This window comes from Bradyrhizobium sp. Ken51, assembly GCF_055807435.1.
The window spans coordinates 27117-41657 of sequence record NZ_JBVVPB010000046.1 but is presented as its reverse complement, the minus strand read 5'-3'; the positions used below and the strand labels follow the sequence as shown (position 1 = coordinate 41657).

13 protein-coding genes are annotated in these 14541 nt (G+C 57.7%); 8 read left to right on the top strand and 5 right to left on the bottom strand.

The features are described from left to right. Positions 1–322: 322 nt before the first annotated feature. Positions 323–1780, top strand: a complete 1458-nt coding sequence (locus AC0L27_RS37790) for a DUF1254 domain-containing protein (protein ID WP_473322896.1) — start codon at positions 323–325, stop codon at positions 1778–1780. A gap of 141 nt (positions 1781–1921) precedes the next feature. On the opposite strand, the gene AC0L27_RS37785 is transcribed toward AC0L27_RS37790, so the two are convergent. Further along, a complete protein-coding gene (locus AC0L27_RS37785; protein ID WP_473322893.1) occupies positions 1922–2077 on the bottom strand; it encodes a hypothetical protein in 156 nt (51 codons plus the stop codon). A gap of 418 nt (positions 2078–2495) precedes the next feature. Here AC0L27_RS37785 and AC0L27_RS37780 point away from each other — a divergent pair, with 418 nt between their 5' ends. Together AC0L27_RS37780 and AC0L27_RS37775 are read left to right on the top strand one after the other, a co-directional pair. Next, complete coding sequence (locus AC0L27_RS37780) at positions 2496–2831, top strand: metallophosphoesterase (protein ID WP_473322891.1); 336 nt, start codon at positions 2496–2498, stop codon at positions 2829–2831. Between the two features lie 2020 nt (positions 2832–4851). Further along, a complete protein-coding gene (locus AC0L27_RS37775) occupies positions 4852–5283 on the top strand; it encodes a hypothetical protein (RefSeq protein ID WP_473322889.1) in 432 nt (143 codons plus the stop codon). Between the two features lie 153 nt (positions 5284–5436). Here AC0L27_RS37775 and groL read toward each other — a convergent pair whose 3' ends face one another. Together groL and AC0L27_RS37765 are read right to left on the bottom strand one after the other, a co-directional pair. Continuing rightward, positions 5437–7086 carry a chaperonin GroEL gene (gene groL / locus AC0L27_RS37770; RefSeq protein WP_473322888.1) on the bottom strand — a complete coding sequence of 550 codons (1650 nt, stop codon included), beginning with the start codon at positions 7084–7086 and terminating at the stop codon, positions 5437–5439. Between the two features lie 91 nt (positions 7087–7177). Continuing rightward, entirely contained in the window at positions 7178–7492 is a 315-nt protein-coding gene (locus tag AC0L27_RS37765; RefSeq protein ID WP_473322885.1) for a co-chaperone GroES, read from the bottom strand. Between the two features lie 744 nt (positions 7493–8236). Here AC0L27_RS37765 and AC0L27_RS37760 point away from each other — a divergent pair. Next, positions 8237–8428, top strand: a complete 192-nt coding sequence (locus AC0L27_RS37760; protein ID WP_473322883.1) for a hypothetical protein — start codon at positions 8237–8239, stop codon at positions 8426–8428. 34 nt (positions 8429–8462) lie between these two features. Continuing rightward, on the top strand, positions 8463–9044 hold the full coding sequence (locus AC0L27_RS37755) for a hypothetical protein (RefSeq protein ID WP_473322881.1): 582 nt from the start codon (positions 8463–8465) through the stop codon (positions 9042–9044). On the opposite strand, the gene AC0L27_RS37750 is transcribed toward AC0L27_RS37755, so the two are convergent. Continuing rightward, positions 9041–9313: a hypothetical protein gene (locus tag AC0L27_RS37750; RefSeq protein ID WP_473322879.1), complete on the bottom strand. Its 273-nt coding sequence runs from the start codon at positions 9311–9313 to the stop codon at positions 9041–9043. The genes AC0L27_RS37755 and AC0L27_RS37750 overlap by 4 nt on opposite strands. Positions 9314–10230: 917 nt before the next feature. On the opposite strand from AC0L27_RS37750, the gene AC0L27_RS37745 reads away from it, so the two are divergent. From AC0L27_RS37745 to AC0L27_RS37735, 3 genes are all read left to right on the top strand, one after another. Continuing rightward, the gene (locus AC0L27_RS37745; protein WP_473322877.1) at positions 10231–10524 is read left to right on the top strand and encodes a hypothetical protein; all 294 of its coding nucleotides are present in this window, start codon (positions 10231–10233) and stop codon (positions 10522–10524) included. A 500-nt stretch (positions 10525–11024) separates the two neighbouring features. After that, complete coding sequence (locus AC0L27_RS37740; RefSeq protein WP_473322875.1) at positions 11025–12014, top strand: alpha/beta hydrolase; 990 nt, start codon at positions 11025–11027, stop codon at positions 12012–12014. Between the two features lie 205 nt (positions 12015–12219). Beyond that, complete coding sequence (locus AC0L27_RS37735) at positions 12220–12654, top strand: hypothetical protein (RefSeq protein WP_473322872.1); 435 nt, start codon at positions 12220–12222, stop codon at positions 12652–12654. Positions 12655–13332: 678 nt separating this feature from the next. On the opposite strand, the gene AC0L27_RS37730 is transcribed toward AC0L27_RS37735, so the two are convergent. Continuing rightward, positions 13333–13767 carry a YybH family protein gene (locus AC0L27_RS37730; RefSeq protein WP_473322868.1) on the bottom strand — a complete coding sequence of 145 codons (435 nt, stop codon included), beginning with the start codon at positions 13765–13767 and terminating at the stop codon, positions 13333–13335. Positions 13768–14541: the final 774 nt, after the last annotated feature.

The window sequence follows — 14541 nt, the reverse complement described above, 5'->3', positions numbered from 1 at the left end:
GGAGCAATCGCTACCGGCGTGTCACTGGAGAGAAGAAGAATGGTAGCTTGACAACAAACCGCAATTAAAGGGCCGATTGACATGCAAAGGTCCGGTCCGTCCTTGAGAGCCGACATGACGAGCCGCCCCTCGGACGGCAGCGATGGGCCACAAGCGGTCCTGGACCCGCTGCGCGCGGCAGGTCAGTTGGGGGCTAAGAGTGTCACCGCAATAGCGGCGCAGGGACATGCGCGTTCGCTGCCGAAACTGCATAGGACTAGGCAGGCCGGATCGGTACAACGAATAGTTGCTGAAACAGCACTCAATCCAATTGGAGGCTAGTTTGAATAAAGTCGCTATTGCCGCGGTGATTGCCCTTCTCACGGGGCCTTTCCTTCCGCACATCGCACTGGCGCAGAGCGCCATCAGCGAAGAGGACGCGCACGCAATCGCCGTGGACGCCTATATCTATTTGTATCCGCTCTTGTCGATGGATATTTCTCGGAAGACCTTCACAAACGTCGAGCCGGGCAAGGAATTTGGCAAAGGCCCGATGAACACATTCACCAATGTGCCTCAATATCCACCCGCCGATTTCAAGGGTGTGGTCCGCTCCAACTTTGACACCCTATATTCGTTGGCTTGGCTGGACATCACGAAAGAACCTGTCGTCATCTCTGCTCCTGATACGGATGGCCGTTTCTACCTCCTGCCGATGCTCGACATGTGGACAGATGTTTTTGCTTCGCCGGGATGGCGAACCACGGGCACGAGGGCTGGCACGTTCCTGATAGCGCCCCAAGGCTGGAGACCGGATTTGCGCGACAGGTTCATCGACGAGTTTAAGCTTCCGAGGGAAACCCAGCGCATTGACGCGCCCACGCCTTACGTGTGGCTCATTGGCCGTACCAAGACGGACGGTCCGCCAGATTACGATGCGGTCCACAAAATACAGGCGGGTTATAAAGTCACGCTTCTTTCCGACTTTGGTAAAGCCGCCAAGCCTGTCGAAGCTAAAATCGACCCAAGCATCGATATGAAGACGCCACCAAAGACGCAGGTGGATAGCATGGCGGCAGGGAAGTATTTCGCCTACGCTGCAGAGTTGCTCAAGTTGCAGCCGCCACATATCACCGATGAGCCAATCCTCGCTCAAATGAAGAAGATCGGGATCGAAGTGGGCAAGAGTTTCGAGATGAGCAAACTCGATCCGGCCGTACAAAAGGCGCTTGAAGGCGCGCCCCGCGACGCTCAGAAGCTGATGGCATGGAAACTGCCAACATTGGCTCGTGTGGCGAACGGCTGGGTGATGAACACCGACACAGTGGGCGTATACGGCAATTATTACTTGAAGCGGGCTATTCTCGCGCAGCAAGGACTGGGCGCGAACTTGGTTGAGGACGCAATCTATCCACTCAACCTTGGCGATGAAACGGGAAAGCCGCTCGATGGCGCAAACAAATACACGATCACTTTTGAAAAGGGTGCAGCGCCACCGGTCAATGCCTTCTGGTCGATCACGCTTTATGATCAGGAAGGATTCCAGGTCGGCAACGCGTTAAACCGTTTCGCCGTCAGCAGCTGGATGCCATTCAAGTACAATGGGGACGGCTCGCTCGACCTATACGTCCAAAACGAAAGCCCCGGGAAGGATCAGGAAGCCAATTGGCTGCCTGCGCCTAAAACACCATTCAATTTGTTGCTGCGCATGTACGCGCCAAAGTCCGAGGTGCTCACCGGCAGGTGGAACCCTCCGCCGGTCACCAAAGCTCAAGGCATTCCGACCCTAGCCGCTCAATAGATCGTCAAAGGCCCTCTCCGGTTTGCGACTACCGCGACCGAGAGGGCCGGCGAGCATCCTAGCCTGCATTGGGTCAAAATGCGTCCTGACTGCTAACGAATGTCTGTTTTGACAGCGTTCTATTGACCATGCGAGCGCCTTTCAGTGGAACGTCTTGCGCCGGTCATCCAAGGCATGATGGTCGAGGTCATCCATTAACCTGAAGTCATCGCCGCTGTCGCTGTTCGGCTGCGCCGGCGTGATCAAATAGCGATGCAGTTTGCTGCAGTGCACGAGCCAAATGACCCAACGCGACATTCAGTGGAATCGTGGGAATTAGCCATTGTCGGGTTGACCTTGGCCTCATGAGAATAGGCTATATCTACCCGAATGCCGTTCAAAAGGACTAGCTGGTGGACGAAGACATTCTGCGCAACTCGAGATCCGTCTCGGGCCGCTCCATGCCCGGCAGCGATTGGGGATTGAGAGAGATCACGAAGCTCAGGTATTTGGTCAGGGCCGCCTCACATTTTTTCACCTTGAAAACTCATCTTGGGCCGAGTGGATCATTCGAAAGGTTCTGAAGGCAACGGGGCTTTACTGGCGTGCACGACAGAATGCAGGACGCATTCTCGTCAAACGAAACGAAATGAGGTTCAAGACATTACCGCCCCTTTTTGAGGGCTTCACCATTCTCCACGTTAGCGACCTTCACGTGGATATGAATGAAGTTGCCATGAACAGACTCATCGAGCTGGTTGGCAGCATGCAGTACGATGTGTGTGTCCTAACTGGCGATTATCGGGGGCGGACTGTTGGGCCGTTCCAGCCCGCACTGGATGGTGTCGCGCGAGTCGCAACTCATCTGAAACAGCCAATCTATGCGGTGCTCGGCAACCACGATACGATTCAAATGGTCCCCGGGCTCGAAGCTATGGGCATTCGCGTGCTGCTCAATGAATGCGAAACAATCGTTCGCAAGGACCAGCGGATCTATCTGGCGGGAATCGACGATGCACATTTCTTCAGAGTGGACAACATCGAAAAGGCCGCTCTCGATACCCCGCGGTGAGTTCTCGATCTTGTTGTCTCACACACCGGAGGTCTATCGTCAGGCTGCGCATGCCAACTTTGATCTGATGCTGAGCGGACACACCCACGGCGGTCAGATTTGTCTCCCCGGATCCATTCCCATCAAGCTTGAGGCGGTGCTGCCAAGGCGGATGGGGGCTGGGCCTTGGCAGTACAGAGATATGAGCGGCTATACTTCCGTTGGTGCGGGCTCGAGCGTCGTTCCCGTGCGCCTCAATTGCCCGCCGGAAATTACCATGCACAATTTACGCAGCGGCTGACGCTGACCTAATGCGGTTCATCACGTACACGAGCCTGAAACAAAAGTCGGAGGGAGTAGCTCGCCGACGAAAAATACCCAACACCCGAGGCGCTCTCGGCAATCGAGACTTCCTTCTAAACCGGCCCTATGGCGCCAGTGACGGGGAGAATGGCAACGTGCTACCTGACATTTCGTTTCGAAGTCTTTCTTGCTTTCCCACGCTGACGCCGTTTTCGAAACGGAGTGATCTAGCAAGTCATAGGCCGATGTGAGGTTTGGATCCGTGAACAGCTCCTCCACGGCACGGGAGTGCGATGAACGTGGGCGCTGTCATTCAACTCGCAATCTGCCCAATGCATGAGTCTCTTCTGGCCCGAACGCGAAGCCCAGACCGGCTCTAAAATCGTCCGGCTGTCGCGGTAGACCGGACGTGACCGGCGGCGGTCAGGACGGCGCCTGTTGACCCTTGCGGTCCTTGACGCGCAGCCAATCGAAGGGTGACCAGACCGGGCCTAGTACCCGCAATAGGATCTTAGCGATGGATGATGTCCGGCGGATATGATCGAAGAGGACGTCCAGCACAAATGTTGTCGCGAGCCTGCACCGCTTGCCGATGATACCCATCCACCTCGTTCAGCAATGGATCAGATATGTTGCATGACTGGCGGCTATTGTCCGCGTAGTTGAGCGTCGCCTCCGTGGAGACAGAGGCTTGGGCCAAGGCTCCGCAGCGCTGCCATGCCGGTGCACTCATCGCATGCTTCCAAGCCTCACTAGCTGCGTTACGCAATCGCAACACTTCGGCGCACGGCGCCTGCGCTTTGGCCTGAGCTCCGAGCCCGAGTAGCACGATTATCGTGACGGCCGGTACTCCTCTCAATGTCATCGGACTTCCTCCAAGCATTTGCCCCAAGAGTTTCACTAACTCGGTGGGTTGCTGGTATCAGCGCTGACGATGGCAATCGGTCTGCGCACAGTGTCTTCGTTCCATTAAATGGAACCATCGGCATTCTTCGAAGGTGCGCGAAACATCTCGCATCCCTGAAACTTAAGTTAATCGTGGGGCCTAATCGAAAGGTCGCGATATGGAACCGACCAATCGAATATCGGACCACATCGATCAAAAGATCGATCATAAGACTGCCCGCTCGATCTGTGACGAGGTGGGTGACAGATTGCAACAGAACTTATCTCGCGAAGCCTCGCCTCTGCCGCCCTACCTCGAGCGTTTAGTCGATGAATTGCTCAAACAGGAGCGTCGTCCAATTGATGGCCTCGCAGCGCCCGCTAACCGTTTCCTTCATGCGACGCGGCGGGTAGTCGCGTCCGTCTGAGCGGCTAAGAAGAAGCCGTCGCCGTTCCAAACCGGCGGTGGCTTTCCGCTAATCTTGTCGCTTGAGGCATTCCAGGCATGCACGGCCGGCCGGACGCCATGAGTACGTGCTTGTTCAGTGAACGATCAAGCCGCGCTGTTTCCCCTGTTGGCCCGTAGCGACCAAAATCCGTGTCCGTCTAGACTTCGGCAATCAGGGTGAGATTGGATCTGTTGTGCTCAGCGGGAGTGTTTGGCATGTTTACCCGAAAGCGACGTATCAGGAGTCGCCCGCCAACTGGTTGGCGCCCAACCATCGCCTCTCAGGCAATAGTCGCGCGGTGTTGCAGCCGAACTTCGATTATACGATCACGCAGCGTTATACACGGGAGCGAATCTCGTATTGGCTTTGCGGGCCCGCCGCCCTAGAATCGCGGCGATCGCAGGATGGGCGAAATGCAGTATGTTTGCGACGCGCCGAAGGGTAAGGCCTGGTTCCGTATCGAGACGGAAGGTGAAGCGGCGCAAGAGTCGCGCCTGATGCGCCACACAGTCGAGAAATATTTCTACCGCGAGCGAGAGAAGGCAGTCCAATCCTGGCGTCCGGAGCAGCCCAACGCGATCGAGCGCGACATCGGCCTCGAGACCCATGTACAGCGAGAGATGCCGCTTTTCCTCACGTTGCGTGACAGGGAGGGTAATCCCCTGGCTACAGCGATGCTGCCACCGGGTGGCAAGGATCGCGGCGGGTTCCGGATCATCATCGTTGCCGCATCCAATGCCGATCCTTATCTTGAGCAGGGTGCGGCCATTGCTGCGCTAGGAGCGCATTTCGGTCTCACGCTCGATCGCCACCGCTGCTTCCCCTACGGCCGCTAAGGAGCCTGACAAGTATCGCTGCTTGGGCGGCGCGGGCTCCGGCGCGCTCGCGCAATGGTGTGCCAGGATTGGACCCCGTCTGACCGCAAGGAAATCGGCAAAGGCTCGGCGTCGCTGCCGAGCCTTATTATTGTCGAGCTCTGAATGTCGGGCTTAGAAGTCCATACCCCCCATGCCACCCATGCCGCCGCCCGGAGGCATCGCCGGACCGGCGCCGCCCTTCTTGGGCAGCTCGGCGACCATGGCTTCGGTAGTGATCAGGAGCGCCGCGACCGAGGCTGCGTTCTGGATCGCCACACGAACTACCTTGGTCGGATCGATGATGCCCTTGGAGACCAGGTTGCCGTATTCGCCGGTCTGCGAGTCGAAGCCGTAGGCGTATTGATCCTTCTCTAGGATCTTGCCGACGATCACCGAGCCGTCCTCGCCCGCGTTGATTGCGATCTGGCGGGCCGGGTAAGACAACGCCTTGCGCACGATCTCGACGCCGGTCTTCTGGTCGTCGTTCTTGGTGCGAATGCCTTTGAGGTGCTCGGTAGCACGGAGCAGGGCAACACCGCCGCCCGGGACGATGCCTTCCTCGACCGCCGCGCGGGTCGCATGCATCGCGTCATCAACGCGATCCTTGCGCTCTTTCACCTCGACCTCGGTCGCGCCGCCGACGCGGATCACCGCGACGCCGCCTGCGAGCTTGGCGAGTCGCTCCTGGAGCTTCTCACGGTCGTAGTCCGAGGTGGTCTCCTCGATCTGCGCCTTGATCTGGGCCACGCGCGCCTCGATGTCGGCCTTCTTGCCGGCGCCGCTGACGATCGTGGTGTTCTCCTTGTCGATCATCACCTTCTTGGCGCGACCGAGCATGTTGAGCGTGACGTTCTCGAGCTTGATCCCGAGATCTTCCGAGATCGCTTGGCCGCCGGTCAGGATCGCGATGTCCTGCAGCATGGCCTTGCGGCGATCACCGAAGCCCGGAGCCTTGACGGCTGCGACCTTGAGGCCGCCGCGCAGACGGTTGACGACCAAAGTGGCCAGCGCCTCGCCTTCGACGTCCTCGGCGATAATCACCAGCGGCTTGCCGCTCTGCACCACAGCTTCCAATAAGGGAAGCAGTTCATTCAACTGAGATAGCTTTTTCTCATTGATGAGGACGTAGGCATCTTCCATTTCAACGCGCATCTTGTCGGCATTGGTGACGAAGTAGGGCGAGATATAGCCGCGGTCGAACTGCATGCCTTCGACGACCTCGAGTTCGGTCTCGAGCGACTTGGCTTCCTCAACCGTGATGACACCCTCGTTGCCGACCTTCTTCATGGCGTCGGAGATGAACTTGCCGATCTCGGCATCGCCATTGGCCGAAATCGTGCCGATCTGGGCGATTTCCTCGTTCGAGGTGACCTTTTTGGAATTCTTGACGAGGTCGGCGACCACGGCTTCCACAGCCATGTCGATACCGCGCTTCAGATCCATCGGGTTCATGCCGGCGGCAACCGACTTGGCGCCTTCGCGGACGATCGCAGCCGCCAGCACGGTCGCAGTAGTGGTGCCGTCGCCAGCCGAGTCAGCGGACTTGGAAGCGACTTCGCGCACCATCTGGGCGCCCATGTTCTCGAACTTGTCGTCGAGCTCGATCTCCTTGGCGACGGTGACGCCGTCCTTGGTGATGCGGGGAGCGCCGAACGACTTGTCGAGGACGACGTTGCGGCCCTTCGGACCGAGCGTCACTTTTACCGCATTGTGGAGGATGTCGACACCGCGCAACATGCGATCGCGGGCGTCTACGCCGAATTTGACTTCTTTGGCTGACATATTGGTTTCCCCTGAGTTGACTTGGTCTTATCTCACCCTTGGCGAGGCGCCCGGCAGGCGCTCCTCAGGGGTGAGCGGTGCAGGCGGTGGATTAGGCGGCCTTCTTCTTGGAAGACACGTCGGTGAGAACGCCCATGACGTCGCTCTCCTTCATGATCAGCAGGTCCTGGCCGTCAATCTTGACTTCGGTGCCGGACCACTTGCCGAACAGCACGCGGTCGCCGACCTTGAGGTCGATCGCGATCAGCTTGCCGGCTTCGTCGCGGCCGCCGGGGCCAACAGCGACGATTTCGCCCTGCGAGGGCTTTTCCTTGGCCGTGTCGGGAATGATGATGCCGCCAGCAGTCTTCTCTTCTGCGTCGATGCGCTTGACCACGACCCGGTCGTGAAGCGGACGGAATTTCATGCTCTCCTCCTACCTTCTAGTCGCATTTATTTTGGATGAAATAGCAATCGAAGCTAGCGAGTGCTAATCGCTCGGAAAATAGGCCGGCCTGGCCGGCATACAAGACAAAGCCGCGAAGGATTTCGAGAATCAGTCGCCCTCATCGGCCCGCGGAGGCCATTCATAGCCACCCAAAGGAGCACCTGGAATCTGGGCTGGTCCGAAGAGGCCCGCTGGGGAAATTCAGGGCCGCGCCTGCCCAGGTTGTTGTTTGGCTTTGCCATCCAATGGCTAAGCCGGGCCAAGTCGCGCGGCCCGCCTGTTCAGGTACTATGATGCCGCGACCAAGCTCCGCGACGGCTCAAAGCAGCCGGGAAATCCCATCCCTCTCGCCCACCGAGAGCACCTGAGATGCAGCGGTAGAGCAAGTTCTTTTCTAGATTCTCTCCCTCCGCCATAGATAATTGTTTTCGTTGCATTTTTCGGCGCTTCCTGGGACTAAAACCCCCGGGTAAACCCCGGCGCCAGGATAGGGTCGGGCGCGGTCCTATTAGCGGGCCGGGCGCGAGGCTTTATGGCGGGGCGGTACCTACAAAGGCTGCCCACCTAAAGGTGTGCCTACGGACAGCCCTAGCCCGGCGCGGGTCCTCCTAAAGCCGGCCGCCCGGGGCCGCTTTAGTGGGGTAGGGGCACCCGGGCACAAAGCTGTGCACCCCGACCACGCGGCCGGTGGCGGCGGGCCTTGGACTTGCTACCACAGCGAGCATGACCTCGCCTTCCGCTAATTATGTCAAACGCGCCCTCGATCGCCTGATCGAAAGTGCCAGCGTAAATGCATCGGCCGGGATCAGCCGTATTCACCGCGAGAATACAGCGGTAGGTCGGCTGGAGAGCGGCCTTACCTTGACCCAAAGCAATGACGCGATGCTCGCGTTGATGAAAACGAGTATCAAATGACGGAGTTTCGCTCATCTTCAACGCGTTTGAGAAGGTGACGCCCGAAGGCATCGATCTATTGCGCCAATTCACCGTCTCGCTTGAAAAGGGCATGGCTGCCCCAGTTTGGCAATGGGCGAGGGTCGAGGACCCGACGGCTAACTTCAAGTTGAAGATGGCGAAGGAGCTAGATGTACGGCTGGCCGAAGTCTCCGCTGCGGCGATAGATGATTTCGAACATGGAATGACGATGGGAGGTTTTCGCTTGAAGAAGCATCCTGCGCTTAGCATCGTGAACAACATGGTCAACAGTCCCGGCGCTGTACAGCAAGCCGGCATTGGCGACGGCTTTTCACAAACCGCTTTGACAGACCAAAGTAACAATCTGGTACGTGCCATTGATCATCTGTTGACGTCGGCAGAATTTGAAAAACTCGGTCAAGAGCAGCAGGATGAGATTGCTGATGTCGCACACAGTCTGAAACAAGAGGCAACGAGCGATAGCCCTGATCCTGGTCGGTTGAAGCGATGGGCCCTCAAATTGTCGGGCTTGACGAAAGCGGTCGGATTGCACGTCGCTGCGGCGGGCGTGTGGCACGCGCTGGGAGAAATATTTAGCGGTACGATTGCCTTCTAGGGACAACGCCACGCGCGGGGCAGGTTTGGGGTCATCACCTCCAATTTCGGCTGCGTGCTATCTTCTAGAGTTAGCAAACCGATCATTTCCAACAATGATTTCTGATCCTGCGCGGCAAGCCAGATAAGGAACCCCTTGAACGCAGCCGGAAACTGCACATTGAGGAGCGTCTCGCCCGCCTCTATGACGTACTGCAGATCAACGGGAGACCACGCATCCACATCAACAGATATCACTCGACCGGCGAGATCGCCATTATACACGATCAAGCGATTTTCTTCGCGCCACACTGCAACAATGATAAATGTAATTTTAGAGGTCTCGTGGACCCGTCACGCGACGAAGCACGGCGCCAGACGCTGTTATTTCTCCTAGCGAGGAAAGAGCTAAGGACGAGAGACCGCACGACTGGCCAAATGTCTGATCGGGGTCGCTCTTTCAATCAGCGTTATGCGAGACCCGGTGCTCGCTATTCCACGGCTCGTCCCAACGCGCCGTAGCATCGGTCAAGATGCGGCGGGTGATCTTGGGTGACCGCATCACTGCGTCAATACATCTCTCTTTCCTTGCGCTGGCTCAATATCGCTTGACCGCGTTCTGAGATGCTTGAGCAGAACTAAGACCGAAGAGGAGGTGAGGCGTGCGAAGATTTAATCCAAGCTCTACCCACCCACCGCGCGGTTCAGGCTTGGTAGATACTGGTTGGCAAGGCGATGAACCGACAGATGGTCACTTACCAGGACCTGTCCTGGCTGATGTACGATCGTGATGCGGCCGGAGTACTCAACGAAATACTGGGTCACATCGCGTTCTACTGCATGGAGAACGATATGCCCCACTGACGGCAATAGTGGTCGGGAAGGGGCGCGGCACTCCAGGAGCCAACATTCCTATCGATCAGTCGACGTTGGACAAGCAGCGAGAGGAAGTCTACGGGCACGACTGGTTTGACGTGTACCCTCCGTCGGCGGAGGAACTGGCTACGGTCTTCTCTCGTCACCATCATCACTCCGGCGCAAAGGCGAACTAAGACTAGGGCCTACAACCCCGCACTGTGACCGACTTCCGCTTTGACAGCAGCAACTGTCAAGCGCCTCAACCAAAGAGGAGCACTCAGCCTACCTAGATCCTTCATTAACACTGACATACGTGCATCGATAATCGAAACGTCATGGGAGGCACAAACATGGTCAGGTATACGTTCACAACACTCGATGAGGCATTTGGCGCTTTGGGCATCAACGACTTGGGGCAAATCGTCGGCAATAATGGCACCGGCGCCTTTCTTTATAGCCATGGCTCGTTCACGATCATCAACGATCCTGATGCTCTGCCCAACACCACCATTCCCGACGGCATCAATAATTCTGGCGAGATCGTTGGATGTTACCTTCACGGGCCATCATGGTTTTGTCTACAGCGGAGGCAGTTCCAAGACAATCGACGTAGGGCCGAATACTCAGATCAATGGTGTCAATGATCTCGGGCAGTTCGTGGGAAGTTACGACGGCGAAACGGGTAATCAAAATAGCTGATCAAGAACGGGGCGATGGCCTCATCGATACGTCACTCGTCCGGTCGCTCTTCCTTCGTCCGCAGCCGACAGGATAACCCACCAGCAGCCCTCGAGATCGGCGAGGTTGTGGGCCATCTCAAGGCGAATTTCTTGAGGCGAGTGCGCACACGCGGCTATTGATGCAGATCAATAGCTTGCTTCTAGATTTGGGCGATCAAATGGTCCGAAAAGCCACGAAACACCGGTAAAGTCGTAGCGTGCTGATGAATGGGAAACGAGATAACGGTACGAAGCCATCTGAATCGGGTAGGTAGTTGGAAAGTTCAAAAGTTTCTTATCGGATTTGCGGCGCGGCTCACCGGTGGGCCTTCGCCGCACTGCTCACTTGGCCGCTGACTGGCTGCGCCACACGTCCAGGTCCGGAGTTGCTAACCCCGGTGGCGGCCTCGTCGGGCGAAAGGCCCATGGACCTGTATGTGGCGACCAACCGTGAGCGAGCAAGTCCGTCGCAAAACGTCTTCACGGCCAGTCGTGCGAACACTCTCAACTTCGGCAAGTTTGCTCTATCTGTGCCTCCCGGTCGCAAACCCGGCAGCCTCGACTTGTCGAAAGAAGCTGCTGAGTCGCAGAAAAGCTTCGCGGTCGTCGGTCAAACCCCGATGAGCGAGGCCGAGTTTCAGAACGCGGTTGCGCCGAAAAGCGCACGCCACCGCAAGAAGCAAAACATCCTTCTTTTCGTCCATGGCTTTAACAGCACCTTCCAAGAATCGCTGTTCAGGCTTGCCGAACTGCAAGCCGACATGAAATTTGAGGGGGTTGCAATCCTGTTCTCATGGCCTTCTCAGGGGCAGGTCGGTGCTTACACGGTCGACAAGGAAGCGGCGGCCAGTTCGCGGGACCAATTTGTGACCTTACTGTCGATGTTAGCCAGCAGCCCGGCGGTTGGCGAGATAACGTTGTTGGCCCACAGCATGGGAGGCATGCTGACCATGGAAACTCTGCAGCAGCTTCGCAGTGAAGGTAAGGACAGGGTCATCGCACGCCTCGGCCGCGTCGTGCTGGCCGCTCCCGATATTGATGCGTACGCGTTCGGGGCCCAGGTCCGAGCCGTAGGTCCGCTGAAGCTGCCGTTGCTGGTACTGGTATCCAAGGACGATGGTGCGCTCGGACTATCCAGTTTCTTGGCCGGGTCTTACGCCCGTGCTGGAGCCCTCGACATTGACAATCCCCTGGTGCGGCAGGCGGCCTTGAGAGAAAAAGTTCAGGTCGTCGATATCTCCCAGCTCACGCCGCATGATGACCTTAAACATAACCAGTTCGTCAGTATCGCCGTGCTATACTCCGCGTTACAATACGAAGCCCTGCCTTACCGCAACACACCCGGTACGTTCATCTTCACCGAAGGTACCCCGACAATCATCCAGCCAGTCGATATTGATGCGGGGGCGCGCTAGCAATGGTGCGGACGCGACTGGGCGACTCGAATCAATGCAAAAAGGATCCGGCGCGAACCTACGCTTCAGGCCCCATGAAAGGCGGCGAGCACGACCACTCCTGGACACCTTCGCTATGCCGTGTTCGGCATCTTGCTTACCGTATTTGGCTATTTCGCAATGCTGCTTGCTCAGTAAGCAAGTGAACAACTCAAAGGAATACAGTATGAAAAAGTTCGCTACACGCCTCGCGCTTGCCGCCTTGCTCGTCGGCGTCGCCGGGTTCAGCACGGCTTCGCGCGCCGATACCGGGGAGGTTGCCGTCGTCTTCACCAAGGGCGGGTTCATCGTCGGCGTGGGTGGAGGCGAAGGCGTTTTGCTCCTTCACGGCAAGAGATATCCCTTCACGGTTTCGGGCATGAGCGTTGGCTTCACGATCGGCGCCTCGACGACCAAGCTCGTCGGTCGAGCCCTCAACCTGAGGGGACCCGCCTCGATCGAAGGCTCTTATGCAGCGGGCGGAGCAGGGGGCGCTGTTGCCGCCGGTGCCGGAGCCGTGCAGCTGCAGAATGCCAACGGCGTGATCCTGCAGCTCAGCGGTCCGAAACTCGGAGCAGAAGTGTCCGCAGCCGTCGGAGGGGTTACAATCCGATTGAAGTAGGCGGTGCCTGATGATGCCGATCGGATCACGTACTGAACAGAGGAGTGATCCGCGAGACCGCACGCAGGGTGAAGTTCTCGTCCTGATGGATACCCATCGTTTGTTCGTCTGAAGGCCTTCCGGTCGTCGCGGTGGATGTGGAGCTGGATGCGGTAGTGCACTAGCCAAACACGGATGGTCTGTTTGTCTACCTGCGCCTTGCCAGTCTTTTAAGCCCCCAAGCTTCCGACGATTGGCGAGAACGTCGAATGCCCGGCGCGGCAACAACTTCGCCGGGGCCGGTCAACGGGGACGATGGACGCAGAGGCTGAGCGGCAACGGCGCGCGCTGTTCATGGTCATCGACAGCGGTCGAAGCCAGGCTGCTTAATAGTCACAAACGGAATGCCGCGTGCGGCGTGACGGCGACAGGTCTCAGAGGGCGCTGCCGCATCTGCGCGCTAGGAGGTTGCTGGACGTGCGGAATGACAGAAATCGCCGGCCTATGTATGTAAACATGCCTCCGACAGAGTGGCGTCGTTCACCGGGTTCGCAAGCGGGTGAACGCTTTTAGAGGCGGAGTTGCCGATCAGGAGCGCAACCCGGCGTTCGGGGTGAACAGAGCCGCAGGCTAAGCACAGCAAGAAGAACAATGCCAACCAGCGTAGCAGGCCGATAGTCGCCTCATACTGAAGCTTCATCATTGCCCAGGAGCAGCAACGGTCACGGTCTCTTCCATGATCTTCGCCACGCTACCGTCTCGGACCACGATTGCGGTATAGTAGCCGTGTAGTGATTGGTCTCCCAGCTTCGCCTGCCACTCGCCAGCATTAAACACGAAGTTGCCGAAAGACCGCGACACGTTGCGCTCTACCGAGTAGTCGTGCAGGTCCAAGTTGACAACATCCTGCAGATTACGGCGAATCGCCTCTCGGCCTACGAACATACCGCTTGGCGTCACCCTAATGGCGTCGTCCGTAAAAGCTGCGGCCATGGCATCGACGTCTTTACGATTGTATGCTTCGGCGAAATTCTTCTGCAGGTCGGCGTACTGGTCGGCGGTAGTCTGCTGAGCGGCAGCAACATAGCAAGCCGACATCAATAAGAATGCGGCAAGTACAATCGTACGCACCATCGGGGTTCGCCTTCGTCGGAAGTTCGTCGCCTTTTTACAGCATCGATCCGCAGCATCTCGTCAAGGCGAGCCTGGCAGTACTCTTCATAATGCATTGATGATCGTCTAAGATGACGTGAGGTCCCCTTTCCACCTGATGAAGGATGGGGCCGGTCTGTTTCAGGATCGCTTCGTGGGACCCGCCATATGGTTTCTACAAATCCCCAGCTGGTCCTCCCCGGTCCGCCCACTTGATGTTCCGCATGACTGGTCCGAAGGCAATCCCGCGCTCTCTCAAGATGGTTCAGGAAATCGAGACGACGATCGCCGCGCGAACGAAACCGACTGGTCGCTGGCAATGATCGTCCGGTGACGAACTCCACAGGCTGAGGAGCATGTGCAGCGTCCACATAACTTTGCGAGTGGGTTCGCGCTCTTAGGGCCGGTGCCCGCCCTTCGAAATATCATGCCGTGCCCCTGCAGCGGCACCGGGGCAGAAAAACCGCATAAGGCCGCTAACCTATTGATTGGGCCCCTGATCGCGGGTCGGCAACCGTCCAATTTGACGCTCGCGCCCGACGTCTTCAAAACTGCGCACTGATTGGCCAGCACTGCCAGCGGCTTAGAGCCATAGTGACCGAGTACGGCAATCGTCAGCGGTTTTTTCCCAAGAGCGTGCATGACAACCCACCTCACCTAAGTTTCTGATTCGACATCCGTTTTCGATAAGCGACCGACGGCTCTTGTCGCCGGCTGTCAGGGTAAGCTCATGGAAGCTGATCTAAGAACGGCTCC

What these genes read in the sequence shown, in the direction of transcription:
- AC0L27_RS37785 (WP_473322893.1), bottom strand. Translation starts at nt 2,077, where the DNA reads ATGTCGCGTTGGGTCATTTGGCTCGTGCACTGCAGCAAACTGCATCGC.
- AC0L27_RS37780 (WP_473322891.1), top strand. Translation starts at nt 2,496, where the DNA reads ATGAACAGACTCATCGAGCTGGTTGGCAGCATGCAGTACGATGTGTGT.
- AC0L27_RS37775 (WP_473322889.1), top strand. Translation starts at nt 4,852, where the DNA reads ATGGGCGAAATGCAGTATGTTTGCGACGCGCCGAAGGGTAAGGCCTGG.
- groL (WP_473322888.1), bottom strand. Translation starts at nt 7,086, where the DNA reads ATGTCAGCCAAAGAAGTCAAATTCGGCGTAGACGCCCGCGATCGCATG.
- AC0L27_RS37765 (WP_473322885.1), bottom strand. Translation starts at nt 7,492, where the DNA reads ATGAAATTCCGTCCGCTTCACGACCGGGTCGTGGTCAAGCGCATCGAC.
- AC0L27_RS37760 (WP_473322883.1), top strand. Translation starts at nt 8,237, where the DNA reads ATGACCTCGCCTTCCGCTAATTATGTCAAACGCGCCCTCGATCGCCTG.
- AC0L27_RS37745 (WP_473322877.1), top strand. Translation starts at nt 10,231, where the DNA reads ATGGTCAGGTATACGTTCACAACACTCGATGAGGCATTTGGCGCTTTG.
- AC0L27_RS37740 (WP_473322875.1), top strand. Translation starts at nt 11,025, where the DNA reads ATGGACCTGTATGTGGCGACCAACCGTGAGCGAGCAAGTCCGTCGCAA.
- AC0L27_RS37735 (WP_473322872.1), top strand. Translation starts at nt 12,220, where the DNA reads ATGAAAAAGTTCGCTACACGCCTCGCGCTTGCCGCCTTGCTCGTCGGC.
- AC0L27_RS37730 (WP_473322868.1), bottom strand. Translation starts at nt 13,767, where the DNA reads ATGGTGCGTACGATTGTACTTGCCGCATTCTTATTGATGTCGGCTTGC.